General features: G+C 64.5%; 21 protein-coding genes. 10 read left to right on the top strand and 11 right to left on the bottom strand.

Annotated features, from left to right (window positions below; translation table 11 throughout):
* Positions 1-93: 93 nt before the first annotated feature.
* The 4 genes from P9236_RS13795 (at position 94) to P9236_RS13780 (ending at position 4,139) form a co-directional block, all read left to right on the top strand.
* Positions 94-759, top strand: coding sequence for an ABC transporter permease subunit (locus P9236_RS13795; RefSeq protein ID WP_278075302.1), 666 nt, complete (start codon positions 94-96; stop codon positions 757-759).
* Positions 759-1,568 carry an ABC transporter permease gene (locus P9236_RS13790; protein WP_278075174.1) on the top strand — a complete coding sequence of 270 codons (810 nt, stop codon included), beginning with the start codon at positions 759-761 and terminating at the stop codon, positions 1,566-1,568. The genes P9236_RS13795 and P9236_RS13790 overlap by 1 nt, the downstream gene beginning before the upstream one ends.
* A gap of 103 nt (positions 1,569-1,671) precedes the next feature.
* Positions 1,672-2,673 carry an Ldh family oxidoreductase gene (locus P9236_RS13785; protein WP_278075173.1) on the top strand — a complete coding sequence of 334 codons (1,002 nt, stop codon included), beginning with the start codon at positions 1,672-1,674 and terminating at the stop codon, positions 2,671-2,673.
* 482 nt (positions 2,674-3,155) lie between these two features.
* Positions 3,156-4,139, top strand: coding sequence for a complex I NDUFA9 subunit family protein (locus P9236_RS13780; RefSeq protein WP_278075172.1), 984 nt, complete (start codon positions 3,156-3,158; stop codon positions 4,137-4,139).
* Positions 4,140-4,311: 172 nt separating this feature from the next.
* Here P9236_RS13780 and P9236_RS13775 read toward each other — a convergent pair whose 3' ends face one another.
* On the bottom strand, positions 4,312-5,682 hold the full coding sequence (locus tag P9236_RS13775) for a cytochrome P450 (RefSeq protein WP_278075171.1): 1,371 nt from the start codon (positions 5,680-5,682) through the stop codon (positions 4,312-4,314).
* 185 nt (positions 5,683-5,867) lie between these two features.
* On the opposite strand from P9236_RS13775, the gene P9236_RS13770 reads away from it, so the two are divergent.
* Together P9236_RS13770 and gyrB are read left to right on the top strand one after the other, a co-directional pair.
* Positions 5,868-6,449 (top strand): NADPH-dependent FMN reductase, encoded by a 582-nt coding sequence (locus tag P9236_RS13770; RefSeq protein ID WP_278075170.1) that lies wholly within the window; start codon positions 5,868-5,870, stop codon positions 6,447-6,449.
* Between the two features lie 227 nt (positions 6,450-6,676).
* On the top strand, positions 6,677-9,148 hold the full coding sequence (gene gyrB / locus P9236_RS13765) for a DNA topoisomerase (ATP-hydrolyzing) subunit B (protein WP_278075169.1): 2,472 nt from the start codon (positions 6,677-6,679) through the stop codon (positions 9,146-9,148).
* A 97-nt stretch (positions 9,149-9,245) separates the two neighbouring features.
* Here the strand turns inward: gyrB and P9236_RS13760 are convergent, their stop codons facing one another.
* The 10 genes from P9236_RS13760 to P9236_RS13715 form a co-directional block, all read right to left on the bottom strand.
* Positions 9,246-10,643, bottom strand: a complete 1,398-nt coding sequence (locus P9236_RS13760) for an NAD(P)(+) transhydrogenase (Re/Si-specific) subunit beta (RefSeq protein WP_278075168.1) — start codon at positions 10,641-10,643, stop codon at positions 9,246-9,248.
* A gap of 1 nt (position 10,644) precedes the next feature.
* Positions 10,645-11,067: a proton-translocating transhydrogenase family protein gene (locus P9236_RS13755; protein WP_067003367.1), complete on the bottom strand. Its 423-nt coding sequence runs from the start codon at positions 11,065-11,067 to the stop codon at positions 10,645-10,647.
* The gene (locus P9236_RS13750) at positions 11,067-12,347 is read right to left on the bottom strand and encodes a Re/Si-specific NAD(P)(+) transhydrogenase subunit alpha (protein ID WP_278075167.1); all 1,281 of its coding nucleotides are present in this window, start codon (positions 12,345-12,347) and stop codon (positions 11,067-11,069) included. The genes P9236_RS13755 and P9236_RS13750 overlap by 1 nt, the downstream gene beginning before the upstream one ends.
* An 86-nt stretch (positions 12,348-12,433) precedes the next feature.
* A complete protein-coding gene (locus P9236_RS13745; protein WP_278075166.1) occupies positions 12,434-12,658 on the bottom strand; it encodes an aa3-type cytochrome c oxidase subunit IV in 225 nt (74 codons plus the stop codon).
* Positions 12,659-12,814: 156 nt separating this feature from the next.
* Entirely contained in the window at positions 12,815-12,964 is a 150-nt protein-coding gene (locus P9236_RS13740; protein ID WP_082296269.1) for a DUF3096 domain-containing protein, read from the bottom strand.
* A 146-nt stretch (positions 12,965-13,110) separates the two neighbouring features.
* Positions 13,111-13,872 (bottom strand): hypothetical protein, encoded by a 762-nt coding sequence (locus tag P9236_RS13735; protein WP_278075165.1) that lies wholly within the window; start codon positions 13,870-13,872, stop codon positions 13,111-13,113.
* Positions 13,873-14,288: 416 nt separating this feature from the next.
* Positions 14,289-16,610, bottom strand: coding sequence for an EAL domain-containing protein (locus tag P9236_RS13730; RefSeq protein ID WP_278075164.1), 2,322 nt, complete (start codon positions 16,608-16,610; stop codon positions 14,289-14,291).
* A 184-nt stretch (positions 16,611-16,794) separates the two neighbouring features.
* Positions 16,795-20,268 carry an indolepyruvate ferredoxin oxidoreductase family protein gene (locus P9236_RS13725; protein WP_278075163.1) on the bottom strand — a complete coding sequence of 1,158 codons (3,474 nt, stop codon included), beginning with the start codon at positions 20,266-20,268 and terminating at the stop codon, positions 16,795-16,797.
* 208 nt (positions 20,269-20,476) lie between these two features.
* Positions 20,477-21,010: a hypothetical protein gene (locus P9236_RS13720; RefSeq protein WP_278075162.1), complete on the bottom strand. Its 534-nt coding sequence runs from the start codon at positions 21,008-21,010 to the stop codon at positions 20,477-20,479.
* Between the two features lie 88 nt (positions 21,011-21,098).
* On the bottom strand, positions 21,099-21,707 hold the full coding sequence (locus tag P9236_RS13715) for a CGNR zinc finger domain-containing protein (RefSeq protein ID WP_278075161.1): 609 nt from the start codon (positions 21,705-21,707) through the stop codon (positions 21,099-21,101).
* A 125-nt stretch (positions 21,708-21,832) separates the two neighbouring features.
* On the opposite strand from P9236_RS13715, the gene P9236_RS13710 reads away from it, so the two are divergent.
* The 4 genes from P9236_RS13710 (at position 21,833) to P9236_RS13695 (ending at position 26,424) form a co-directional block, all read left to right on the top strand.
* Positions 21,833-22,738 (top strand): branched-chain amino acid ABC transporter permease, encoded by a 906-nt coding sequence (locus P9236_RS13710; protein ID WP_278075160.1) that lies wholly within the window; start codon positions 21,833-21,835, stop codon positions 22,736-22,738.
* 246 nt (positions 22,739-22,984) lie between these two features.
* Complete coding sequence (locus P9236_RS13705) at positions 22,985-23,590, top strand: TRAP transporter small permease subunit (RefSeq protein ID WP_278075159.1); 606 nt, start codon at positions 22,985-22,987, stop codon at positions 23,588-23,590.
* On the top strand, positions 23,587-25,383 hold the full coding sequence (locus P9236_RS13700) for a TRAP transporter large permease subunit (protein ID WP_278075158.1): 1,797 nt from the start codon (positions 23,587-23,589) through the stop codon (positions 25,381-25,383). The genes P9236_RS13705 and P9236_RS13700 overlap by 4 nt, the downstream gene beginning before the upstream one ends.
* Before the next feature lie 12 nt (positions 25,384-25,395).
* A complete protein-coding gene (locus tag P9236_RS13695; protein ID WP_278075157.1) occupies positions 25,396-26,424 on the top strand; it encodes a zinc-dependent alcohol dehydrogenase family protein in 1,029 nt (342 codons plus the stop codon).
* Positions 26,425-26,444 lie beyond the last annotated feature (20 nt).

Here is a 26,444-nt window from a genome sequence, read left to right as displayed (position 1 = left end):
GGGGCGAAGCTGACCAATGCCTTTCTTCCGGCCACGGCGGCCGGCATCATCGAACTGCTTTCGCCCGTGCCGCCCGGCTGGGGCGGCACCTTGCTGGTCGGATTGCTGCATTCGATCGAGATCGCCATCGGCGCCACCTGCCTTGGCCTGCTGATCGGAACCGGTGGCGCCTGGGGCAAGCTCTATGGCGGTCCGGTGGCCCGCGACCTGCTCGCCGTCTACACCACGGTTGTGCGCGCAGTGCCGGAACTGGTGCTGATCCTTTTGCTCTATTATGCCGGCACCGATCTCATCAATCAGGTGCTGGCCGCGATGGGTTACCAGCGCGTCGACATCAGCGGGCTGGCGGCCGGCATCTTCGTGCTCGGCGTCGTTCAGGGCGCCTATTCGACGGAAGTCATTCGCGGCGCCATCCTGTCCATTCCGCAGGGCCAGATCGAAGCCGCCCGCGCCTATGGCATGCCGCCCGGCCTGATGCTGAGGCGCATAACGCTGCCGGCAATGCTGCCCTTCGCCATTCCAGGCCTCGCCAATCTCTGGCTGATCGCCACCAAGGACACCGCATTGCTTGCCGTCGTCGGCTTCTTCGAACTGACGCTCGCGACGCGGCAGGCGGCAGGCGTCACCAAGGCCTATTTGATCTTCTACCTCGCGGCCGGCGCGCTCTATCTGGCGCTGACGCTGTTCTCCAACCTGATCATCGGCCGCGTCGAGGCCTGGTCGCGGCGCGGGATGCCTTCCGTCAAGGAGGCACGCTGATGTCGGCCGAAGCGACCGCGATCAACATGGCGGCGCGTGCCTCGCTCTGGCTCAAGCCGCACCGCACCGTGCTGATCCTCATCGCGCTGGCACTGGTCGTCTGCGCGGCCTTCTTCATGCGCTGGGACTGGCTGCCGCAATATTGGCAGATGGGGCTGCTGGGCATCTGGCGATCGCTGTGGATCCTGGTCGTCACCTGCGCACTGGGCTTCCTGCTGGCGGTGCCGCTCGGCCTGGCGCAGGCCGGCGGCCCGTTCTGGTTCGCCGTGCCGGCGAAGGTGTTCTGCACGATCATCCGCGGAACGCCGCTGCTCCTGCAACTGTGGCTGCTCTATTACGGGCTCGGATCGCTGTTTCCGCAATATCCATGGATCCGCGAATCCTGGATGTGGCCCTATCTCAGGCAAGCCTGGCCCTATGGCGTGGTGGCGCTGACCTTGTCCTTCGCCGGCTATGAGGGCGAGGTGATGCGCGGCGCCTTCGCCGGCGTTCCGAAGGGGCAGTTGGAGGCGGCCCGCGCCTTCGGCATGAGCCGTTTCAAGATCTTCCGCCGCATCTGGCTGCCGCAGGCCTTCTTCCGCGCGCTGCCGACGCTGACCGGCGAAACGGTGCTGCAGCTGAAGTCGACGCCGCTGGTGGCGACGATCAGCGTCATCGACATCTTCGCCGTCTCCTCCAAGGTGCGGCAGGACACCTATCTCACCTACGAACCCTTGCTGCTGCTGGCGTTGATCTACATGACGATCACCGGCATTCTCGTCCTGATCTTCAGCAGGGTCGAGGCGCGGATTCCGGTCAAGATCGGGTAGCGAATAGTGAATGGAAAATTGTGAATGGTCTCGGTTCGCCTTGCCGATGACTTTTCGCTGATTACCATCCACCATTGACTATTCACCGTTCACCAGGGGCACCATGCAACTCACTCTCGACCAGGCAAGAGGCCTATGCCGGATGGCAGCGCTCGGCGCCGGCGCCAACGAAGAGGCGGCGCAGTCGCTGACCGCTTCCATCATCGCCGCCGAAGCCGAGGGGCTGTCGACGGTCGGGCTTTCGCATTTCATCGACTATCTGGAGGCGCTCGAAGCCGGCCGCATCGACGGCAACGCCGATCCGGTCATCACCAGGCCGGCGCTCGCCGTCTATCTCTCCGACGCGCGCGGCGGCCTTGCCCATACCGGCTTCGACCGCACGATCGACGATCTGGCCAAGGCAGCAAGGCTGTTCGGCGTCGCCATCTTCTCGCAGAAGAATGCCTATACCTGCGGCGCGCTCGGCTATTTCACCGGGCGGCTCGCCCAACTTGGCCTGGTCTCCTTCGCCGCCACAAACGGGCCGGCGGTGCTGGCCGGTTCCGGTTCGGTCAAGCCGGTCTATTGCACCAACCCGATGTCCTTCGCCGCGCCGGCCGCCGATGGGCCGCCGCTCGTCATCGACCAGTCATCGAGCGCCACCGCCTTCGTCAACATCCGCAAGGCGGCCGAGGACGGCGAGAGGATTCCGGAAGGCTGGGCGCTGGACGCCAGCGGCAATCCGACCACCGATCCGGCGGCGGCGATGAAGGGCGCGATGCTCGCCTTCGGCGGCCAGCGCGGCGCCAACATCGCCCTGATGGTCGAGGTGCTGGCGGCAGGCATTTCCGGCGCCAACTGGTCGCTCGACGCGCCATGGTTCTCCGGCGGACCGGACAGCCCCGGAACCGGACTCTTCGTTTTAGCCATCGAGCCCAAGCTGCTCGACCAGGATTTCGAGCACCGCATGAAGGACCAGCTCGACCGGCTGCGGCGGCGCTACGGCGTGCATATTCCCGGCCGTGCCCGCGCCGAGGCCGCGGAAAAGGCCACGGCGCGCGGCTTCGACGTTCCCAAGGCGGTCGTCCAGCGCATTTCCGAATTCGCCCAGCGCTATTCGGCCTGACCAAGGCATCGCAACGTGGCGCGCATTTTCCCTGTGTGCGCCGTTGAACCTTTTCCCGCCCGGCAAACACCCATCGGCGGCACCCCGCATCGCAGGCCGCAGAGGGTGGCTTGGGGCAGCGGCTTGCGGTTGGCGGCGCCGCGCCGGGCGTCCAGGGCCGGGGCGGGCGTGAGTGCTTCACGCCGCCTTGAAACCGTCTCAGGTCAGGCCGCCTCGTTGGACCCTGTTTCGGCGCGAGCACTGCCCGGAAAACCCCGCTTCGGCGGGGTTTTCTGCGTTCCCTGCTCCATGCGCCGATCCTGCTCCTCCCGCCTCCTTGGCGGCAGCTGTCATTCGACCGATGCATATCGGCAAGGCGTTCCGGCAGCGCTCAAAATTTGGGGGCCGGCGACACCCGGTCGCCCTTTGCCTTTGGCGCGAAACCGACTATGAACGCCTCTAGCCAAGCCCCATATCCTCGGGAAAGCGCGCCGGAGCCAGCCATGACCGAAATCCTGCAAACCCCCAAGCTCGTCGTCGTCTTCGGCGGGTCCGGTTTTGTCGGCCGTCATGTCGTGCGTGCGCTCGCCAAGCGCGGCTACCGTATCCGTGTCGCCTGCCGGCGGCCCGATCTTGCCGGCCATGTGCAGCCGCTCGGCAATGTCGGCCAGATCCAGCCGGTGCAGGCCAATGTGCGCGTGCGCTGGTCCATCGACCGCGCCGTGCAGGGCGCCGACCATGTCGTCAATCTGGTCGCCATCCTGCATGAGACCGGCCGGCAGAAATTCGGCTCGGTGCACGAGTTCGGCGCGCGCGCCGTCGCCGAGGCCGCCCGCTCGGTCGGCGCCGGACTCACACATGTGTCGGCGCTCGGCGCCGATTTGCACTCGCCGTCCGGCTATGCCCGCACCAAGGCGCTCGGCGAGAAAGCGGTGTTCGAGACAATCCCCGATGCCGTCATCTTCCGTCCGTCGATCAATTTCGGGCCGGAGGACAGCTTCTTCAACCGCTTCGCCGGCATGGCGCGCTACTCCCCCGTTCTGCCCCTGATCGGCGGCGGGCAGACAAAATTCCAGCCGGTCTATGTCGGCGACGTCGCCGAGGCGATCGCGCGTTCGGTCGACGGCAACGTCAAGGGCGGCCAGATCTATGAGCTCGGCGGCCCGCAGGTGCTGACCTTCAAGGAATGCATGGAGGAGATGCTTGCCGTGATCGACCGGCGGCGGCTCCTGGTGCCGGTGCCGTGGTGGGTGGCGAACCTGCAGGCCTCGATCCTTCAGCTGCTGCCCAATCCGCTGCTGACCAAGGACCAGGTGCTGCAGCTGCGCGAGCACAACGTCGTCTCCGAAACCGCCGCCAAGGCGAACCGGACGCTCGGCGGCCTCGGTATCCAGCCGCAGGCGATCGCGACAATCCTGCCGAGCTATCTCTGGCGCTTCCGCGCGGCCGGTCAGTTCCAGCAGCGCCGGCCGATAGCCGATCGATAGCAAACGCGCTACTATTTGTTTACGCAATTCCGGACGGAAAACCGCTACACACTTTTCCTGGAATTGCTCTAAAGCGCGTCGCGATCCTTCGGATTCGCTCCGTACGCTTTAGGCTTTTGATTTTGCGCATGTCTTTGTCCCGAAACCGGTTCCCACTTTCGGGAGACATGCTTTAGCCGCGTCTGGAAACCTGCATCGGCAGCCCGCCCTGCGGCTGCGTGGTCAGCTTCTGGACCGGCCAGGGCCGGGTTTCGGCCGTCACGTCGAAGCGGAAGCGCGACAACAGGATCGCCAAAGCGATGATCGCCTCCTGCATGGCGAAGCTGGCGCCGATGCAGACGCGCGGCCCGGCGCCGAACGGCAGATATTGGAAGCGGTCGATCCTGTCGCGGTTTCCCGGATGGAAACGCTCCGGCATGAAGGCGTTCGGCCTGTCCCACAGCTTGCGGTGGCGGTGCACGACCCAGGGCATGACCAGCACGGCGGCGTATTTCGGGATATAGAGCCCGTTCCAGGTCTCCGGCTCGATCGGCTCGCGGTTGATCGAAGGCGCCGGCGGATAGAGCCTCAGCGCCTCCTCGAAGGCGGCGCGGGTGAGCGGCATGGCGTCCAGCCACTTCGTCGGATCGGGCTCGCGCGCCAGCACCGCGTCGATCTCCTGCTCGATCCTGTCGCGCTCCCAGGGCGCCTCGGCGAGGCAGTAGATCGTCCAGCCCAGCGCCCGCGCGGTGGTCTCGTGGCCGGCGCCGATGAAGGTGATGATGTTGTCCTCGACTTCCGAGCGGGTCAGCCCGTCCGGCCCTTCGGCTTTCAGGAGTAGCGTGAGGAAATCCTGCGGCACGCCGCCGGCATCGCGTTTCAGCCGCTCCTCGCGCATCTTCACCGTGCCGGCGACGATGTTGCTGAAATAAGCCATGGTCTTGCGGCCGCGGATGCGGGTGAAGCGCGGCAGCCATTCGGGCGCGCGCAGCAGATCGAGCGGGTCGACGCGGCCCATGGTCTCGAACAGGCGGTCGATCTCCTTGGCGAAGCTGCCGGGCTCGCCGGCGATCTCGCCGGAAAATAGCGTCTCGGCCAGTATGTCGTAGGTGAGCAGCGTCATGTCATAGGCAATGTCTGACGTGCCGCCGGCCTCGTAGCGAGTGGCGAATTCCAGCGTGCGCTTCAGCATCGGCTCGGCAAAACCGAAGATGTGGCGCGGCGTGAACACCGGCGCCATCGCCTTGCGCGAGCGCTTCCACACCTCGCCTTCGGCAGTGAGCAGCCCGTCGCGCAGGATCGGGCGCAGGATCAGCTGGCGCACCGTCGCCATCTTGTAGTTTTTGGCATTGTCGATCAGCACATGGCGGATCAGGCCTGGATCGTTGGCGATAACCAGCGGCCCACCGACGCCGGTCACCGATATCCACGGCTCGTTATAGGTATGCTCGCCCCAGAGCTCGAGCGGGTTGCGGTAGACGATGCGCATCATCTCCAGCGTCGAAGGCGGCTGGGTGCGCGGCTTGGGCGCGGGCGGCACGAAGGGGGCGGGCTTGGTGTCCATGGGCATGCTCCGCTGGCAGTGCCAAATGTAATGCCCAACAAGGCGCGCGTCCATGTGACCGGACGACGGAGCCGCGACCGCGACAGGGAATGCGACCGGTTACCGGAAGGTGCCTTCTTGTTGCCTTGGGCTGAATGTCTTAGTGGCGGTCACCAACGGATACTGTCAACCCAAGGGAGCCACCCGTGACGCATCAGTTGAACATCATCATCGGCAGCACGCGACCGGGCCGTGCTGGTCCGATCTTTGCCGAATGCCTGGAGGGACTCGTGCGCGAGCATGGCAAGTTCGAGCCGGTGCTGGCCGATATTGCCGCGTTCAAGCTGCCGCTGCTCGACGAGCCGCACCATCCAAGGCTGCGCAAGTACCAGAACGACCACACCAAGGCCTGGTCCAAGGCGATCGATGCCGCCGATGCCTTCGTCTTCGTGGCGCCGGAATACAACTATTTCGCGGCTCCCGCGATCGTGAATGCGGTCGACTATCTGCTCAAGGAATGGCGCTACAAGCCCGCGGCGATCTTCAGCTATGGCGGCGTCTCCGGCGGCCTGCGCGCCGCGCAGGCACTAAAGCCGCTGCTCACCTCCGTCGGCGTCATGCCGATCCCGGAAGGCGTGGCGCTTCCCGCTTACAAGACGCTGCTGGACAAGGACGGCGCATACCATCCGAGTGAGCAGGTGCTAGGCGGCACCAGGACGATGCTGGACGAGTTGTTCCGCTGGAGCGAGGCGCTGAAGGCGCTGCGCGCCGGCCTGCCTCCGGAATAAAGGCAAACCACCGACATGGACAGGCCGCGAGGCCGCGTCCCTCGCGGCCGCCTGGCCTTCATCCGACCGCTCGCGATCGGTGCCGTGAAAGCCGTGACCGCAAGCCGGCAAAACGCCTGCAAACCTTGGAAAAACGGCCATTTGCGCCTATATCTAGGACATCAAAACGGCGCGATTCGGGGCCATTTTCCCGCGCCGGATCAGCAGCATCAATCAAACAGGTTTTCATGAGCGACCAGACCGAAAGCGCCATTGGCGCGGAAGCCGAGTACGGCGCCGATTCCATCAAGGTTTTGAAGGGGTTGGACGCCGTCCGCAAGCGGCCAGGCATGTATATCGGCGACACCGATGACGGCTCGGGCCTGCATCACATGGTCTATGAGGTGGTGGACAACGCCATCGACGAGGCGCTGGCCGGGCACGCCGACCTCGTCTCAGTGACGCTCAACCCCGACGGCTCGGTCACCGTGATCGACAATGGCCGCGGCATTCCGACCGATATCCACCCCAGCGAGGGTGTTTCGGCGGCCGAAGTCATCATGACGCAGCTGCATGCCGGCGGCAAATTCGACCAGAACTCCTACAAGGTTTCAGGCGGCCTGCATGGCGTCGGCGTCTCCGTTGTCAACGCGCTTTCGGCATGGCTGAAGCTCAAGATCCGCCGCAACGGCGAGATCTTCGAGATGAGCTTCACGCACGGCAATGCCGACGCCCCGCTGAAGGTGACCGGCAGCTACGAGCAGGAGAAGCGACCGGGCACCTATGAGGGCCGCAGCGGCAGCGAGATCACCTTCTTCCCGTCGGCCGAGACCTTCACCATGGTCGAGTTCGACTACAACACGCTGGAGCACCGGCTGCGCGAGCTCGCCTTCCTCAATTCGGGCGTGCGCATCGTGCTGACCGACGCCCGCCACGCCGACCTCGTGCGCCATGAGCTGCACTATGACGGCGGCCTCGAGGAGTTCGTGAAATATCTCGACCGGGTCAAGAAGCCGCTGATCGAAAAGCCGATCGCGATCCGCGCCGAGCGCGACGGCATCACCGTCGAGGTGGCGATGTGGTGGAACGACAGCTACCACGAGAATGTGTTGGCCTTCACCAACAACATTCCGCAGCGCGACGGCGGCACGCATCTGGCCGGCTTCCGCGCGGCGTTGACGAGGCAGATCACCGGCTATGGCGAATCCTCCGGCCAGACCAAGAAGGAAAAGGTATCGCTCACCGGCGACGACTGCCGCGAAGGCCTGACCGCCGTTCTGTCGGTCAAGGTCCCGGACCCAAAATTCTCCTCGCAGACCAAGGACAAGCTGGTCTCATCGGAAGTCCGGCCGGTGGTGGAAAGCCTGGTCAACGAGGCGCTCGGCACCTGGTTGGAGGAGCATCCGACCGAAGGCAAGGTGGTGGTCGAGAAGGTGATCCAGGCGGCCGCCGCGCGCGAAGCAGCGCGCAAGGCGCGCGACATCACCCGCAAGAGCACGCTCGGCGTCACCTCGCTGCCGGGCAAGCTCGCCGACTGCCAGGAACGCGATCCGGCCAAGTCGGAAATCTTCATCGTCGAGGGCGACTCGGCCGGCGGCTCGGCCAAGGGCGGGCGCTCGCGCCAGAACCAGGCCATCCTGCCGCTGCGTGGCAAGATCCTGAACGTCGAACGCGCACGCTTCGACCGCATGCTCAGCTCCGACATGATCGGCACGCTGATCACCGCGCTCGGCACCTCGATCGGCAAGGACGAGTTCAATGCCGACAAGCTGCGCTACCACAAGATCATCCTGATGACGGACGCGGACGTCGACGGCGCCCATATCCGCACGCTGCTGCTCACGTTCTTCTTCCGGCAGATGCCGGAGCTGATCGAGCGCGGCCATCTCTACATCGCCCAGCCGCCGCTCTACAAAGTGACGCGAGGCAAGAGCTCGCAATACCTCAAGGACGAAGGCGCCTATGAGGAATATCTGATCGATTCCGGGCTGGAAGAAACGTCGCTGACGCTCGGCTCGGGCGAGGTGCGCACCGGACAGGACCTGCGCAGCGCCGTCGACGACGCGCTGGCGGTGCGGCACCTGATAAACGGGCTGCACACGCGCTACAACCGCGACGTCGTCGAGCAGGCGGCGATCGCCGGCGCGCTCAACGCCGACGTGCTTGCCGATCTCGGCCGCGCTACCGCGATGGCCGAACGCGTCGCCAAGCGGCTCGACATGATCGCCGAGGAGACCGAGCGCGGTTGGACCGGGCGGCTTTCGACCTCCAATGACGGCTCGGGTGGCTATGTGTTCGAGCGCACCGTGCGCGGCGTCAAGGACGCGGTCCAGCTCGATGCCGGGCTGATCAATTCGGCCGATGCGCGCCAGCTCGACCGCTACGCGCCGCGGCTGGCGGAAGTCTATGGCGAGCAGCCGACATTGCGCCGAAAGGACGCCGCCGAGACCGTTTCAGGCCCTCTATCGCTGCTCAACGCGGTGTTCGCTGCCGGCCGCAAGGGGCTCACCATGCAGCGCTACAAGGGCCTCGGCGAGATGAATGCCGAGCAGCTCTGGGAAACCACGCTCGACCCGAATGTGCGCTCGCTGCTGCAGGTCAAGGTCAACGACGCAACGGACGCCGACTCGCTGTTCTCGCGGCTGATGGGCGATGAGGTGGAGCCGCGGCGCGAGTTCATCCAGGACAATGCGCTGTCGGTGGCCAACCTGGATATCTGAGCAGGATCGGGCCGACAGCCCGTCTGCAACAAAAAAGCCCGGTACGTGCCGGGCTTTCGGGAAGTCGTGACGACAACCTTCTGCAGAAGATTGCGGCTCAGTGATCCATGGCCTTGACGATTTCCTCGGTCATTTTCTTGGCGTCGCCCAAGAGCATCATGGTGCCGTCCTTGTAGAACAGCGTGTTGTCGATGCCGGCGTAGCCGGAGCCGAGCGAGCGCTTGACGAAGAGGCAGGTGCGAGCCTTGTCGACGTCGAGGATCGGCATGCCGTAGATCGGCGAGGACTTGTCGTCGCGCGCGGACGGGTTGGTAACGTCGTTGGCGCCGATGACATAGGCGACGTCGGCCTGCGCGAACTCGGAGTTGATGTCCTCCAGCTCGAACACCTCGTCATAGGGCACGTTGGCTTCGGCGAGCAGCACGTTCATATGGCCGGGCATGCGCCCGGCGACGGGGTGGATGGCGTATTTGACCTCAACGCCGTTGGCCTTGAGCTTGTCGGCCATTTCACGCAGCGCGTGCTGCGCCTGGGCGACCGCCATGCCGTAGCCCGGCACGATGATGACCTTCTGCGCGTTCATCATCAGGTAAGCGGCGTCGTCGGCCGATCCCTGCTTGACGGTGCGCTCGATGCCGTCGTCGGCAGCGGCAGCCGTCTCGCCGCCGAAACCGCCGAGGATGACGGAGATGAAGGAGCGGTTCATACCCTTGCACATGATGTAGGACAGGATTGCACCGGACGAACCGACCAGCGCGCCGGTGATGATCAGCGCCAGGTTACCGAGCGTGAAGCCGAGCGCTGCCGCCGCCCAGCCCGAGTAAGAATTCAGCATCGACACCACAACCGGCATGTCGGCGCCGCCGATCGGGATGATCAACAGCACGCCGAGCACCAGCGAGGCGGCGACGATCAGCCAGAAGACCAGCTTGGATTCGGTGGTCACGAGCAGCACGATCAGCACCACCAGGGCAACGCCTAGCGCGATGTTGATCATGTGGCGGCCGCCGATCATGATCGGCTTGCCGGACATGCGGCCGTCGAGCTTGAGGAAGGCGATGACCGAGCCGGTGAAGGTGATGGCGCCGATGGCCACACCTAGGCTCATTTCGATCAGCGCCTGGGCGTGGATGTCGCCCGCCGTGCCGATGCCGAAGCTTTCCGGCGCGTAGATGGCGGCGGCGGCCACCATGACGGCGGCGAAGCCGACGAGCGAGTGGAAGGCGGCAACCAGCTGCGGCATCGAGGTCATGGCGATACGGCGGGCCACATAGGCGCCGACACCGCCGCCGATGGCGAGGCCAAGCACGATCAGGCCGAAGCGGCCCGCCGAGGGCAGCGCCAGCGCCAGCGTGGTGGCGATGGCAATGCCCATGCCGATCATGCCGTAGAGATTGCCCTGCCGGCTGGTGGTCGGATGCGAGAGGCCACGCAACGCCAGGATGAAGAGGATGCCGGAGACCAAATAGAGGAAGGAAGCGAGATTGACGGTCACGTCACTTTTCCTTCTTCTTGTACATGGCGAGCATGCGCTGGGTGACGAGGAAGCCGCCGAAGATGTTGACCGAGACCAGCACCAGGGCGATGAAGCCGAAGCCTGCGGCAAGGCCGGATGCCGCGATGCCGACGGCGAGCAACGCGCCGACGACGATGACCGAGGAGATGGCGTTGGTGACGGCCATCAGCGGTGTGTGCAGCGCCGGCGTCACCGACCAGACGACATAATAGCCGACAAAGATCGCCAGCACGAAGATGGCGAAGCGGAAGACGAAGGGATCGATGGCGCCGCCCGACAGCGCATGTGCCGCGTTGCCGGCAGCCTCGGCGCCAGCGGGCGCATTGGCTAGGTCCTGCACGGCAAGGCGGACGGCGGCCGTCGCCTGATCGAGCTGGTCGAGGGCTTTCTGCAGCTGTTCCATCACGCGCTCCCTTCTGGCTTGGACGAGGGCGACTTGGCCGCGGCCTTCCTGTTGTTGGTTTTCCGGGGCGCCGGTTTCGTGTCGCCGGCGCCGGCAACCATGATCGTGGCCGGGATCGCAGCCGGCTCGGTGCGCGGCGCATCGGCGGCCTTGGCGAAATTGGGGTGCACGACCTTTCCGCCGTCGGTCAGCATCGTCGCCTTGACCAGCTCGTCGTCGCGCTTGATGGCAAGCTGCTTCGCCGCCTTGTCGACCATCGTCTCGAGGAAGGCGTAGAGGTTCTTGGCGTAGAGCAGCGAAGCCGATGCCGCGACGCGACCCGGCACGTTGAGATGGCCGACGATCTTGACGCCGTTTTCCGTCGTCACGACCTTGCCGGGCACCGCGCCCTCGACATTGCCGCCGCGCTCGACGGCGAGGTCGACGATCACCGAGCCCGGCTTCATCGAGGCGACCATGGCGGCCGAGACCAGCTTCGGCGCCGGACGACCCGGAATCAGCGCCGTGGTGATGACGATGTCCTGCTTGGCGATGTGCTCGGCGGTGAGGGCCGCCTGCTTGGCCTGATATTCCTTCGACATTTCCTTGGCGTAGCCGCCGGCCGTCTCGGCCGCCTTGAACTCCTCGTCCTCGACTGCGAGGAACTTGGCGCCGAGCGACTGGACCTGCTCCTTCACCGCCGGGCGCACATCGGTGGCGGTGACGACGGCGCCGAGGCGACGCGCGGTGGCGATCGCCTGCAGGCCGGCAACGCCGACGCCCATGATGAAGGTTTTTGCCGCCGGCACGGTGCCCGCCGCCGTCATCATCATCGGCAGCGCGCGGTCATATTCGGCGGCCGCATCGATCACCGCCTGGTAGCCGGCGAGATTGGCTTGCGAGGAGAGCACGTCCATCACCTGCGCACGGGTGATGCGCGGCATGAACTCCATGGAAAAGGCGGTGATGCCGGCCTTGGCCATGGCAGCCACCGCAGCATCGTTGCCGTAGGGATCCATGATGGCGATGACGGCGGCGCCCGACTTGTAGCCCTTCAGCTCCGCATCGGTCGGCCGGCGCACCTTCAGCACCACATCGGCCTTCGACGCGTCGGCGGCCTTGCCGATCGCGGCACCCGCCGTGGTAAAATCCTGATCCGGGATGCGTGAGCCGAGGCCCGCGCCCTTCTCGACGATCACCTCGAAGCCCAGGCCCACCAGCCGTTTCACCGTCTCAGGCGAGGCCGCCACGCGCGGCTCGTTCGCATCAAGCTCACGAGGGATGAATACCGTCTGCCCCACCGGATGATCCTTTCGGCTGGAACCTTGATGCACGAGACCTCGGCCGGGACCTCCAGCGAGACGTCGAACGCAATGGCTTGGAAAGTCTACCGCAGAATGAAATAGCCGGCGGCCATGATCAGGATGAACAGGATGGTCGCCGAGAAGAAGCCACCCGCGAAGAAGCCAAAGGCCATGGCCAGCAGCAGGGCGGCGCAGACGAGCGAACCGTATTTGGCGAGCGCGAGGAATGCCTTGTAGGTGCGATCATGCTCGGCATAGTCCATCTGCGCACCGAGTTCGACAGGACCGGTCGGCGTGTGATCAGCCATTAGGAATACCCCTTCGAAAATGCCTTCGAGGGCACATAGCGAAAAGCCAGGGCAAGAGCAATGGCGCTATTGACGCACGGTCGGCGACAACAGCCTCAAATGAAAGTTGAAATTGGGACGGGGCGCTCTCACCGCGACGGAGAGCGTTACCGACCTTCAACCGGCGAGGTGCGGAAACAGGCCGAGCAGGCCGACGACGATCAGGTAGAGCGCGACGATGTAGTTGAGCAGGCGCGGCATCACCAGGATCAATATGCCGGCGATCAGCGAGATCAGGGGCGTGAGCGCAAGCGAGTGAATGGTCACGATCGTATTCCTTCCCATGAACAACCCGACATGAGCCCGGGGCGAAACGCCAGTTGGGCGGGACCGCAGCGACGCTCGATCGCGACGCCGCTATTGATAACGGCGAAGCGTTTGGAAAGGTCCATTGGACGTGGAAGAGCGCCCTTTCAGGCAGCGTCGCGATAGTATTTCGCCGTCGGGACGATGGACAGCGGGGTCAGCCGGTTGATGGCCGGATTGGCAAACATCAGCCGCTGTTCCACCGGCGTCGACTTGAAGAACGGGAACCGTTCGAGCGTCTGGTGCAGATTTTCGCCGCAGGGGATTTCGAACAAGGCGATCGGCGCGAGGACACCCGGGAACACCTTGCCCTCGGTCCTCTGCACGGCATGGAAGATGCGGGCGTAGTAAGCGGAATGCTCGACCTTGACCGGCGTGAGCACCGCGGTCTGGCCAAAGTAACAGGAGGCCACCATGCCGAGCCTGAGCGTCAGGAAAGGCAGGACTCCGGGCGCGGGCGCGCTGTCCGGATCGGTTGCGAAGCGGGTTCCGTCAATGAAACTCTCTCCGCGGGCAAGCCGCTCGGCCAATATTTCCGGATAGGCGTCGACCGAGGGCGAATAGGGGTGCTCGCGGGAAATGTAGTGGAGCCGCAGCGTGCTGACCAAGTGGCCGTCGAAATAGACGCCGAACCGATAGGAATTCGGCAGGTTGTCCCAGCGATCCTCGAACATTCCGCTGGCGATCGGACCGCACATGCCGGACCGCAGGTAGGATTGATAGCGAAGGCGGTAGATCGCCTCCAGATCCTCGCCCCCCGTGATGAGACGATAATCGACATGCTCCAGCAACTGCATGATCGAACGATTCAGCGCCGACCCAGCATTTGCGCCGGCGCCAACCGGCGCATCGTTTCCCGAAGCGTCCATTCTCAAGTCCTCGTATCCGCCTGTGAACAGGCTATTCGAGTTGGAATGAGACACAAGCCGAAAATTCGATCCTGCTGATTTACCCTTCGTTAACCTTAACAATCACGGGAGATGCCACTGGCGGAGTTGCGCCGAAAAGGCTGTTGGGCGCCCCTGATCTAAGCTAATCTTCGCTATGAACGACGCTTCCAGCTCGGCAACGAGAGGCACATGATCGGATTCTTCTTCCAGTTTAACAGCAGATTCGCTGAAGATATACGCTTTCACTTAGTTTCGATCAGAATAATTTCCGATCGATTTGCCTACAATTATTTCAAATGACGAATTTGAACTTGCGTCAAGGCTTCAGTCCCGTGCAAATAGCTGAACAGTACAATCAACCTGCACTATCAATATCGATCGTCGAAAATTTGCGATTACAGCTGTCTGGCTGTCCGCTTGGCGGCGAGACGCAGGTCCGCGGCGAACGGCCAGGTGACGTTCGACATCGTCTCGATGCCGGAGGCGCTGAGCGCGGCGCCGAAGAGGAAACCCTGCACGAGGTCCGGTTTGACCGAACGCACCAGTATCTTCAGCTGCTCGAAGGTCTCGACCCCTTCGATGGTGACGACCAGGCCCAGCGTCCGGGTCAAGCCGACGATACCCTTCAAGAGGTCGAGCGACTGGGGGCTCTGGGTTACGTCGATCAGGAAGGAACGGTCGATCTTGATCTTGTCGAGCGGCAGCTTGTGCAGATAGCTGAGGCTCGAATAGCCGGTGCCGAAGTCGTCGAGCGCGATGCGGACGCCCAGAGTCTTCAGCTCTTCGATCAATTCGCGCGTCAGCGATTTATCGTCGAGCAAGGCGGTCTCCGTGACCTCGATTTCGAGCCGGTGCGGCGCGAGGCCCGATGCCGCCAGGGCATCGCGCACCTTCTGCACGACGTCGCGGTTACGGAAATCCTTGGCCGAGAGGTTGATCGAAACGCTGGTCTGCGCCGGCCATTTGGCGCATTCGGCGCAGGCTGCCTGCAGCACGAAGGTGCTGATGTCGGAGATGATGCCCATCTCCTCGGCCAGCGGAATGAAGATGCTCGGCGAGATCGGACCGAGATCGGGATGATCCCAGCGGCAGAGCGCCTCGCAGCTGGCGATGCGCATGGTGCTCATCGACACGATCGGCTGATAGACGACGCGCAGCTCCCTGGCCTGCACGGCGCTGCGCAGATCGGCCTTCATCAGCTGGCGGTTGCGGAAGGCGGCATCCATAGATGCCTCGAACAGCCGCCAGCTGTTCTTGCCGAGTTCCTTGGCCTTGTAGAGGGCGAGGTCCGCCTTGACGATCATGGTATCGACGTCGGTGTCCTTGACGACGGACAACACCGCGCCGCCGCTTGCCTGGATGCGCAGGCCGTGTCCGGCAACGTCGACTTCGCCCTGCAAGTCGGCGAAGATCTCATCGAGCAAGCCGCCGAGATGGCTCTCATCCTCGATGCGGTCGAAATAGATCATGAACTCGTCGCCACCGAAGCGGCTGACATTGATGCCGGGCCCGGCAACCGCCGCCAGCCGCTCGGCCACGGCATAGATCAGCCCATCGCCAACCGGATGGCCGAGCGTGTCGTTGACGCTCTTGAAATCATCGAGATCGAGCACCGCAAGGCCGCAGAGCCGGTCACGGTCGCCGGACGCCATGGCCTCGCCGGCCAGTTCGTGGAAATAGGCACGATTCGGCAGGCCGGTGAGGTTGTCGTAGCGCGCCATGAAACGGATCTTCTCCTCCGCCTCGACGCGGGCCGTGACGTCCTCGAAGGTGACGACGCCGAGCTCCTGGCTGCCTTCGCGCGCGGAGAATTCGTAGTGCTGGCCGTTGGCGAGCGAAACCAGCACCTTGCGGTCGCGGCCCTCGCGCAGGGCGCGCGTCAATTGCGCCTCGATATAGCGGCAGTCCTTCGGCGCCAGCATGCCGCCGGCGACGCCGCGCATCAGAAGGCCGTGGATCGAGCGCCCGAGCAGCGCGTCGGCCGATTTCAGCGACATCAGATGGGCGGCCTCGGCATTGGCGACCGCGACGCGCCCGTCCGGGCCGAGCATGACGAGGCCGTGCGACATGGTGTTGAGAGCGCGGTCGAACCTGCGCGTCAGGTTCCTCGCCTGCTTGTGGCCGATAACCGCCGAGAACAGCACGTTCCGGACATGGTCGGCGCCAGTGATGGTGATGAACGTCATCGGGATGATCATCAGGCCGAGGACGACGGATGGCGCGTCCATGCGCAGCAAGAGCGCAAGCGCCGCCGGGCCGATGAAGGTCACCGAAAAAATCCGCACCATGCGCGGCGAGCCGTAGTTGCGGGCGACAACCGTGACCAGGGTCGCCAGGGTCAGCGACATCGCCGCCAGTTCGGCGAAGGGATCGGGATACACGTAGATCGATACGAAGCACAGCGCGCCCAGGCCGAGGCCCTGCAGGCAGCCCTTGAGGATGTAGCTGCGCTCCAGTCGCTGCGCGTGCTCGACGTCGGCAATCACGCCGCCTGTCTTCAGGAAGCTGCGAATGCCGAAGTAACGGATAAGGCTGACGGAAAGCAGAGCAAAAGAAAACGCCAGGAACAAGGGATTGTGCGTGCGCAGATAGATCATGAATCCGAGGATCCAGTAGCACGCACCACCGATCAACAACATGTGCGCGTTGTCGAACAACGACCGCACAAATTGGATATAAACATCCGCGGGGATGCTTTCGGTCTTTGTTCTGCCCATAGGGTCGGCCCAACGCTAAGCCTTGTCATGACACAACCGCCTTAAGAAAGGCTTAGAACAGGGATGGCCTTAGCAGCGGCTTCGCCCCGGCCGTCAAGGCGAGAGGCCCTAAAGGCGCGTCGCGACGAAACAGATTCGGGCGACGCGCAGACCGGCGAGCCCTTCGGGCAAGCCGTCAGCGCAATCACTCAGCGGCGCTGAGAACCGGCGCCGGCACGGTTTGGGTCAGCCGCTGGAGCAGTCTGGAGCGCTCCTCCGCCGCCTTTGCGGCACTGGCCTGCCGGACGTGGCCATAGCCGCGGACGAGCGCAGGCACCGAGGCGAGAGCTGCGGCGGCATCTATCCTGCCCGGCGCTAGTGCCGCGGCGATCAAATCGAGATCCGCCTCGTATTGCGCAAGCAAGCGTCGCTCGGAGCGCCGTTCGGCGGTATGGCCGAACAGATCGAATGGCGTGCCGCGCAGGCCTTTCATAGCCGATAACAGGCGAAATGCCTTCATCATCCACGGGCCGAAACTCGATTTCCTCGGCTTGCCGTCGTAGCCGCGCCGGCCGAGAATTGGCGGCGCAAGGTGGAATTCGAGCTTTTCGTAGCTCTGGAACTGCCTTGCGAGGTCGGCGGCGAAGGCGTCGTCGGTGTAGAGCCGCGCCACCTCATACTCGTCCTTGATCGCCATCAGCTTGAACAGGTTTTTCGCGGCGGCCTCGGTCACAGCCGCCGAGCCGGGAACCGCCCGTGCCTCGGCGGCACGCAGCGCGGCGATCCTGTCGGCATAACGCTTGCCATAGGCGGCGTTCTGATAAGCGGTGAGGAAGGCAACGCGGCGGGCGATGATGTCATCGAGCGTTTCGGCGGGCGCGGACGCCGGCTTGCCGGTACGGCCGACCAGGCCGCGCACGAAATCCGGCTGGTGCGCGGCGCGACGGCCCCAACGGAAGGCAGCGATGTTCATCGCCACCGCTTCACCGTTCAATTCTATAGCCTTTTCAATAGCTTCTGCCGACAGCGGCAGCCCGCCGTGCTGGAAGGCGAAGCCGAGCATGAACATGTTGGCGCCGAGTGAATTGCCGAACAGCGCGGTCGCAGTGCGGGTGGCGTCGAAGAAGTGGGCCTTGTCGTCGCCGGCGGCGACGCGGATCGCCTTCTTCAGTCGCTCGACCGGCAGCGAAAAATCGGCCGAACGCGTGAATTCGCCAGGCATGATCTCGGCGGTATTGGCCAGGAACATGGTGTGTCCCTCGCGCACCGCGGCGAGCACTTTCTTGGCGCCGGAAACGACGAGGTCGCAGCCGAGCACGAGATCGGCCTTGCCAGCCGAAACGCGGATGGCGTGGATGTCCTGGGGCGTCGCGGCAATGCGGACATGGGTGAAGACCGAGCCGCCCTTCTGGGCGAGGCCCGCCATGTCGATCATGCCGCAGCCCTTGCCCTCGATATGGGCGGCCATGCCGAGCACCGCGCCGATGGTCACGACGCCGGTGCCGCCGACGCCATCGATGATCGCCGCCCAGCCCTGGTCCCCAAGCGGGAATTCGGCGGGTGACGGCACTCCGTCCAGCGGATCGCTCTTGCCGGCAATGCCTTCGGCCTTCCTGATCTTGCCGCCATGCACCGTCACGAAAGAGGGGCAGAAGCCGTTAAGGCAGGAAAAATCCTTATTGCAGCTCGACTGGTCGATGCGGCGCTTGCGGCCGAATTCGGTTTCCACCGGCTGGATCGAGACGCAGTTCGACTGCACCCCGCAATCGCCGCAGCCTTCGCAAACCAGCTCGTTGATGAAGACGCGCTTGTCGGGATCGGGGAAGGTGCCGCGCTTGCGGCGGCGGCGCTTCTCGGCGGCGCAGGTCTGATCGTAAAGAAGCACCGAGACGCCTTTCACGTCGCGCAGCTCGCGCTGGACGAGGTCGAGATCGTCGCGGTGATGGATGGTGGCGCCGGCCGGGAAATCGGCCTTGCCGGCATATTTGTCCGGCTCGTCGGTAACGACGGCGATGCGGTCGACGCCTTCGGCCCGCACCTGCCTGGCGATCATGTCGACCGTCAGGCCGCCTTCATGCGGCTGGCCGCCGGTCATGGCGACCGCGTCGTTGTAGAGGATCTTGTAGGTTATGTTGGCGCCGGAGGACAGCGCGAAGCGGATCGCCAGCGCTCCGGAATGGTTGTAGGTGCCGTCGCCAAGGTTCTGGAAGATGTGGCCGCGCTTGGAGAACGGCGCCTGGCCGACCCATTGCGCGCCCTCGCCGCCCATAGCAGTGAAGCCGACGGTGTTCCTGTCCATCCACAGCGCCATGAAATGGCAGCCGATGCCGGCGGCGGCGAGCGAGCCCTCCGGCACCTTGGTCGAGGAATTGTGCGGGCAGCCCGAACAGAAGAAGGGCGTGCGCGAGCCGATGTCGACGGTGTCGGCGAGCATCGCCTGGAACTGGCGCAGCTTCGCCACCCGGGCCGCGATCTCCTCCGAGGGGCCGATGGTGCGCAGGATCCGCTCGCCGAGCGCGATTGCGATCTCGTTGGGGTCGAGCGCGCCCTTGGCCGGAAACAACCAGTCGCCGCGCTCGTCCTTCTTGCCGACGATGGCCGGCTGGATGGCGGAGCCGTAAAGGTTCTCGCGCAGTTGCACCTCGATCAACGAGCGCTTTTCCTCGACGACGACGATGGTGTCGAGGCCGCGGGCGAAGTCGGCGATGTGCTGATAATCGAGCGGCCAGGGACAGCCGACCTTGAACAACCGGATGCCGATGCGGTTGGCGGCCCGCTCATCGATGCCGATGTCCTCCAGCGCCTGGCGGACGTCGAGATAGCTCTTGCCGATGGTGATGACGCCGAGCTTGGGATTGCGGCCGCCGGAATAGACGATACGGTTCAGTCCGTTGGCCTGTATGAAGGCTGAAGCCGCGGCGCGCTTGTGTTCATGCAGCCGCTCCTCCTGCCCGAGCATGTCGATCTCGTGGCGGATGTTGAGGCCGCTGGGCGGCATGTCGAAGTCGGGAATGACGATGTTCAGCCGATCGATCGAGGCGTCGACCGAGGCCGTCGATTCGATGTTGTCCTTGACGCATTTGATCGCCGCCCAGGTGCCGGCGAAGCGCGACATGGCGAAGCCGTAGAGACCATAATCGATGATCTCCTGGACCCCGGCCGGGTTGAGGATCGGCACCATGGTGTCGACGAACTGGAATTCGGTGGCATGCGCGTTGGTCGAAGACTCGGCCATGTGGTCGTCGCCCATCAGGGCGAGAACCCCGCCATGCCTCGACGAACCGGCGAGGTTGGCGTGGCGAAACACGTCGCCGGAGCGGTCGACGCCCGGACCTTTTCCGTACCAGACCGCAAAGACGCCGTCATGCGTGCCTTCGCCGAGCAGCTCGGTCTGCTGCGAACCCCAGCAAGCGGTGGCGGCCAGTTCCTCGTTGAGGCCTGGCTGGAAGACGATATCGGCTTGCGCAAGCTGCCGCTTCGCCCTCCAGAGTTGCATGTCGAGGCCGCCGAGCGGCGAGCCGCGATAGCCGGAGACGAAGCCGGCGGTGTTGAGGCCGGCGCGGCGGTCGCGCTCGCGCTGCATAAGAAGCATGCGCACGACGGCCTGCGCCCCTGAAAGGAAAACGCGCTCCTTGCCAAGGTCGAACTTGTCGTCGAGCGCGACGTCATACAGCGTCATCAGGCATTTCCTCTGCGGAGGCACGCCTTGGATCGGCGGCCAGCGTCGGAGTGGGAGGCCGCAGTCTTTCTTCCCTTGCCGGAGAGGTCAAACAAAATCGCAGAGGCCAGAGCGGACGCAACAAATGGTCCGGGTGAAACTGCCCAGCGCATTTAAGAAGAAGCTAAAGGCCTCATAAAGAACGAAAATTTCGAGCGGCTGGCGCTTCTCAGGCGGCCTTCGAGCAATCCGGCTTCGGCTCGTCGGGCAGCTTGCCGTCGGGATGGCCGGCGAGGTCCGGGTTGAGCTCGTATTTCGGCCCGATCACCAGCGGCCGATCCGGCAGCATCGTCTGATCCTCCGTCGAGGTCATGGTCGTCTCGAGGCTCTGCAGCAGCGTGCCGCTCGAATCCTCGATGCGGATCGAGACGGAATAGGGCTTGTCCTTGACCACGCAGGTGAGCGGCGGGCTGGTGAGCGTGATGTGGGGAAGCTTCGGCCAGATCTTCTGGTTGACGATGAGCGGATCGCCGCCGGCCGGATTCTGGAAATTCACCACGGCAACCTGTCCCTCGGCCATGGGCCGCAGCGGCCTCAGCGTGACGACGTAGGTGGCGATGCCGAGCCGGTAATTGAACTCGAACAGCTTGCCGGAGATGGCGAAGAGCTGCTCCTTGCCGGTGTCGCGGCAGGCGCCGAGCGCCGTCGCGGCAATCAGGGCCGCGCCGAGAGCGATCGAACGGAATTTTCTAGAGCGTTTCACCGTTTCACGGAAACGGCGAACCGCTCTATCTCTTTGTTCTAACGCAATTCCGAACGGAAAACCGTTACGCACTTTTCCTGGAATTGCTCTAGGCATTGGTGACCTCCCTGGCCGCCGTGCGGCGGCGATAATAGCGGTTCGCTTTCTGGCGGTTGCCGCAGACGGCCATGTCGCACCAGAGACGGCTGGCGTTGCGGCTGCGATCGACGAAGAGCCAGCTGCAGTTTGGACAGATCCTGAGCCTCGCGACGGTGTCGTCTCGCAACAGCGAAAGCGCCGAGACGGCCAAGGCCGCCTCGAAGGCGATCGGCGTCGCCGGATCGCCGAACGGCTGGCCCGGCGCGCCGATCTCGGTGGCGCTGCCGGAAAGGCCGCTGGCGCAGGCCGTCAGGAAATCCGGCAGATGGCCGGCGGCGATCGCGCCTTTCGTTATGGCATGGCGGAACAGGCGGTCGGTCGCCTCGCGGATCGACAGCACGACCGGGGCGATGTCGCCCGGTTCCGGCGCCTGCAGCCGCCGGCCGCCGAGCTCGGCGGCGCGGAAGCCGCTTGCCGCTTCGGCGAAGCGGGCGATCTCGGCGGGATCGTCGAAACGATCAAAAGTCTTTTCCGGATCGTTGCGCAGCACGACCGTGTTCGCCGTGTCGAGCGCAAGGATGCCACCGGTGAAGCGGTGCGGGGTCCAGGATACCGTCATAGGGGAAATCTAACCGATAAAACGTATTTGACAAGTTAGATTCCTGATGCAAGGCTCGCCGCTAAATCAAAGTGCTCCAGCGTCCTTTGCGCGTCCCAAAGGACGTAGCGCCGCAGGGATGCTCGATGCTCTATTTCTACCAGCAGGTGCTCAACGGGCTGCATTCGGGCGCGCTCTATGCGTTGCTCGCCTTCGGCTATGTGTTGACCAACGGCATCCTGCATCGCACCAACCTCGCCTACGGCGCGCTGTTTGCCTTTTGCGGCCACACGATGATCCTGACCGCTGCCTTCGGCTACCAGGCGCTGTGGCTGACGCTGTTCGCCTCGGTTGCGCTCGGCATCGTTGCCGCCCTGCTCTATGCCGTGCTGATCGGCCAGGTGCTGTCGCGCAGCGTCTTCGAAAGGCTGGCCGACAGGTCGCCCAACGCCATCGTGGTGACGACGCTCGGCATCTTGCTGTTCCTGTCGGAAGCAAGCCGCATTGCCGCCGACACCCATGATCTCTGGCTGCCGCCGATGCTTGCCCAACCCGTCATCTTCGCCCAGGAGGCCGGCTTCAAGGTGACGCTCACAGTCATTCAGCTTTTGGACTGCGCGGCGGTGATAGCGGTGGTGGCGCTGGCGGCCTGGACATTTTCGCATTCGCGCTTCGGCCGCGCCTGGCGGGCCGTGTCGGACGATCCGAAGGCGGCCGCGATGTGCGGCATCGACGTGCGCGCCGTGTTTCGCCGCGCGGTGCTCTATGGCGGCTTCTGCGCGGCTTTCGCCGGTGTTCTCGCCGGCCTCTATTACGGCAACATCAGCTTCGGCACCGGCCTCGTCTATGGCCTCAAGATCCTGTTCGTGACGGCGGTCGGCGGCTATCTGTCGCCGCTTAAGGCGGCTGTCGGCGCCGCGGCCTTCGGCATGGCCGAATCGCTGTGGGCCGGCTATTTCCCGATCGAGTGGCGCGAAGGCTGGATATATCTCTTCCTCGTCGCCATGCTGGTGCTGATCGGCGCCAGCCGCGACCAGGCCAAGGTCGCCTGAAACCATCAGACTTTGGTTGCATGACGTTCCGTGAGGCGGCGGTACTCGCCGCCCGGCACGGTGCATCGGCGCACAGCCGGTGCTTTGTCATGTTGACCTGCCGGACCACGCACTGCATACCGTTGGGCCAAGCGACGCGACGCCGGAGGGGGAATCGGGCGCGGCGCGAGCACTTTTTTAGTTACGCACCGTGCCTTCCGAAAATCGGCGACGATCTACGGGCCGGTGCGCGAGGGAGGAAAATGCATGGCAGGGCTGCTCGCTCTATCCAGGACGATCGACCGCATCAACGAGTTCATCGGCCGCTGGGTCTCGTGGCTGATCCTGCTTGCGATCCTGGTGAGCGCCGGCAATGCCGTCATCCGCAAGGTGTTGGACACCTCCTCCAACGCCTGGCTCGAACTGCAATGGTACCTGTTCGGCGCCGCCTTCATGCTAGCGGCCGCCTACACGCTGAAGCAGAACGACCATATCCGCATCGACATCGTCTACGGCATGTTTTCCCGCCGCATGCAGCACTGGATCGACCTCTTCGGCCACCTCTTCTTCCTGATGCCGTTCGTGGTCCTGATGGTGATCTATTTCGTGCCTTACGTGTCGTTGTCCTTCCACAGCGGCGAGATGTCGACCAATGCCGGCGGCCTGATCGTCTGGCCGGCCAAGGCCATCCTGCTCGTCGGCTTCTTCCTGCTGGCGTTGCAGGGCGTTTCCGAGATCATCAAGAAGATCGCCATCATGCGCGGCGACATGGACGATCCCAATCCCTTCATATCGGCGCATGAGCAGGCCGAGCTCGAGGCGAAGGCGCTCGCGGAAGAAGCCAAGGCGCTGTCCGGCGAGGTGCGCTCATGATCGAGTTCATCGCGCAGAACATGGCGCCGATCATGTTCGCCTCGCTGATCATCTTCCTCCTGATCGGCTACCCCGTCGCCTTCTCGCTCGCCGCGAACGGCCTGTTGTTCTTCTTCATCGGCGTGCTGCTCTCGCCATATTCCGGCGGTTCGATCAACCTCGCCTGGCCGCTGCTGCACGCGCTGCCCGACAATTTCTACGGCACCAGGGTGATGTCGAACGACACGCTGCTGGCCATTCCGTTCTTCACCTTCATGGGCATCGTGCTCGAACGATCCGGCATGGCCGAGGACCTGCTCGACACGGTCGGCCAGCTGTTCGGCCCGATCCGGGGCGGGCTTGCCTATGCGGTGATCTTCGTCGGCGCGCTGCTTGCCGCGACCACCGGCGTGGTGGCGGCCTCGGTGATCGCCATGGGACTGATCTCACTGCCGATCATGCTGCGCTACGGCTACGACCGTCGGCTCGCCTCAGGCGTTATCGCGGCGTCCGGGACGCTTGCCCAGATCATCCCGCCCTCGCTGGTGCTGATCGTGCTGGCAGACCAGCTCGGACGCTCGGTCGGCGACATGTATGCCGGCGCGCTGATTCCCGGCCTGGTGCTGACAGGTATCTACATGGCCTACGTCCTGATCATGTCGATCATCCGGCCGAACTCGATGCCGGCGCTGCCCATCGAGGCGCGCACGCTCGGCCACGGCGTGATCTCGCTGATCGTGGCCCTGCTGGTCGCGGTCGCGGTCTCCTACGCGGCCTATCGCTACCTCGTGCCCGCCCATGGCGACAATGCCGACATACTGGGCGCCACCGTCGGCGTCATCTTGATCTACGTCGTGGCGGTTGCCGACCAGCGGCTCGGAATCAACATGATGTCGAAGCTGGCGCAGCAGGTGGTGATCGTGCTGATCCCGCCGCTTGCGCTGATCTTCCTGGTGCTCGGCACCATCTTTCTCGGTATCGCGACGCCGACCGAGGGCGGCGCCATGGGCGCCGTCGGCGCGCTCATCATGGCGGGGCTGAAAGGGCGACTGACGCTCGACGTCATCAAGCAGGCGCTGGCCTCGACGACACGGCTCTCCTCTTTCGTGCTGTTCATCCTGATCGGCGCGCGCGTCTTCTCGCTCACCTTCTACGGGGTCAACGGGCATATCTGGGTCGAGCATCTGCTGACCTCGCTGCCGGGCGGCGAGACCGGCTTCCTGATCGGCGTCAACATCCTCGTCTTCGTGCTCGCCTTCTTCCTCGATTTCTTCGAGCTCGCCTTCATCATCGTGCCCTTGCTGGCGCCGGCGGCCGACAAGCTCGGCATCGACCTGATCTGGTTCGGCGTGCTGCTCGGTGTCAACATGCAGACCAGCTTCATGCATCCGCCCTTCGGCTTCGCGTTGTTCTACCTGCGCTCGGTCGCGGCCCGCGTGCCCTATCTCGACCGCATCACCGGCAAGCAGATCGCGCCGGTCACCACCGGCCAGATCTATTGGGGCGCGGTCCCCTTCGTCTGCATCCAGGTGATCATGATCGGGCTCACCATCGCCTTCCCGCAAATGGTGATGCGCTACAAGGGCGCCGCCGGCGAACCCAGCACGATAGACCTGAAGCTGCCGGAGATGCCGGGACTGGCGCCGCTCGGCACGCCGCCGGCGGACAATGGCGCGGCGCCGGCCAATGGCGGCTCGGCGCCCGCGGCGCCCGGCACGCCCGACCTGTCACAACCGCCGAATTTCGGCGACACGGCACCCAGCAGGCCGGCGGCGCCGGCGCCCGACCTTTCGAAGCCGCCGAGTTTCAATTGAGGTGACCAAGTCATGAAAGCCGTACGGCTGGAAGCAATCGGCAGCATCGCGCTTCGCGAGGTCGACAAACCCGCGCCGGGGCCGGAGGATGTTCTTGTGCGGATCGAAGCCTGCGGCGTCTGCGGCACCGACAGGCATCTTTTCCATGGCGAGTTCCCGTCAAGGCCGCCGGTGACGCTCGGCCACGAATTCTGCGGCATCGTCGAGGCCGTCGGAGAGGCGGTGGCCGATATTTCGGTCGGCGACCGCGTCACCGGCGACCCCAACATTTCCTGCGGGCGCTGCAGCCACTGCCGCGCAGGCCGCGTCAATCTGTGCAGCAATCTCAGGGCCATCGGCATCCATCGCGACGGCGGCTTCGCCGACTATGTCGTGATGCCGCAAAGCCAGGCTTTCCTGTTGCCCGCCGACCTCAAGCCGACGCATGGCGCCTTCTGCGAGCCACTGGCCTGCTGCCTGCATGGCGTCGACCTCGCCGCCATCAGGCCCGGCGCCTCGGTGGTGGTGCTCGGCGGCGGCGTCATCGGCCTGCTCACGGTGCAATTGGCGAAGCTAGCCGGTGCTGCGACCATCATTCTGTCGACCAGACAGGCCTCGCGCCGGGCGCTTGCCGAGGAGCTCGGCGCAACGGCAACGGTCGACCCAAGCTCGGTCGATCCCATCGAGGCCATCGCCGGGAAGACCGGCCTGGTGCCCGGTGGTGTCGACGTGGTGCTCGAATGCGCGGGCGTTCCCGATACCGTCCAACAATCCATGCGGCTGGCCAAGGCCGGCGGCACAGTGGTGATCGTCGGCGTTATGCCGCAAGGCCAGAAGGTGCCCTTCGAGCCCTTCGACATCCTGTTCCGCGAGTTGAAGGTGCTTGGATCCTTCATCAACCCCTTCACGCATCGGCGCGCCGCGGATCTCATCGCAGCCGGCGCGATCGAGGTCGACAAGCTGATCTCGAGGCAGGTCGGCCTCGAGGACGCGCCCGCTGTCATCTCCAACCCGGCGGCGCCGGGCGAGGTCAAGGTGCTGGTGGTGCCAGGCCGGGGCTGAGGGGCCGGCTTTTGCGCTCA

Source organism: Mesorhizobium sp. WSM4884 (assembly GCF_029625675.1).
In the GTDB taxonomy this organism is placed as follows: domain Bacteria; phylum Pseudomonadota; class Alphaproteobacteria; order Rhizobiales; family Rhizobiaceae; genus Mesorhizobium.
This window is presented reverse-complemented; position numbering and strand designations above follow the sequence as displayed.

What these genes read in the sequence shown, in the direction of transcription:
- P9236_RS13790 (WP_278075174.1), top strand. Translation starts at nt 759, where the DNA reads ATGTCGGCCGAAGCGACCGCGATCAACATGGCGGCGCGTGCCTCGCTC.
- P9236_RS13785 (WP_278075173.1), top strand. Translation starts at nt 1,672, where the DNA reads ATGCAACTCACTCTCGACCAGGCAAGAGGCCTATGCCGGATGGCAGCG.
- P9236_RS13780 (WP_278075172.1), top strand. Translation starts at nt 3,156, where the DNA reads ATGACCGAAATCCTGCAAACCCCCAAGCTCGTCGTCGTCTTCGGCGGG.
- P9236_RS13775 (WP_278075171.1), bottom strand. Translation starts at nt 5,682, where the DNA reads ATGGACACCAAGCCCGCCCCCTTCGTGCCGCCCGCGCCCAAGCCGCGC.
- gyrB (WP_278075169.1), top strand. Translation starts at nt 6,677, where the DNA reads ATGAGCGACCAGACCGAAAGCGCCATTGGCGCGGAAGCCGAGTACGGC.
- P9236_RS13755 (WP_067003367.1), bottom strand. Translation starts at nt 11,067, where the DNA reads ATGGAACAGCTGCAGAAAGCCCTCGACCAGCTCGATCAGGCGACGGCC.
- P9236_RS13745 (WP_278075166.1), bottom strand. Translation starts at nt 12,658, where the DNA reads ATGGCTGATCACACGCCGACCGGTCCTGTCGAACTCGGTGCGCAGATG.
- P9236_RS13735 (WP_278075165.1), bottom strand. Translation starts at nt 13,872, where the DNA reads ATGGACGCTTCGGGAAACGATGCGCCGGTTGGCGCCGGCGCAAATGCT.
- P9236_RS13730 (WP_278075164.1), bottom strand. Translation starts at nt 16,610, where the DNA reads ATGGGCAGAACAAAGACCGAAAGCATCCCCGCGGATGTTTATATCCAA.
- P9236_RS13725 (WP_278075163.1), bottom strand. Translation starts at nt 20,268, where the DNA reads ATGACGCTGTATGACGTCGCGCTCGACGACAAGTTCGACCTTGGCAAG.
- P9236_RS13715 (WP_278075161.1), bottom strand. Translation starts at nt 21,707, where the DNA reads ATGACGGTATCCTGGACCCCGCACCGCTTCACCGGTGGCATCCTTGCG.
- P9236_RS13710 (WP_278075160.1), top strand. Translation starts at nt 21,833, where the DNA reads ATGCTCTATTTCTACCAGCAGGTGCTCAACGGGCTGCATTCGGGCGCG.
- P9236_RS13705 (WP_278075159.1), top strand. Translation starts at nt 22,985, where the DNA reads ATGGCAGGGCTGCTCGCTCTATCCAGGACGATCGACCGCATCAACGAG.
- P9236_RS13700 (WP_278075158.1), top strand. Translation starts at nt 23,587, where the DNA reads ATGATCGAGTTCATCGCGCAGAACATGGCGCCGATCATGTTCGCCTCG.
- P9236_RS13695 (WP_278075157.1), top strand. Translation starts at nt 25,396, where the DNA reads ATGAAAGCCGTACGGCTGGAAGCAATCGGCAGCATCGCGCTTCGCGAG.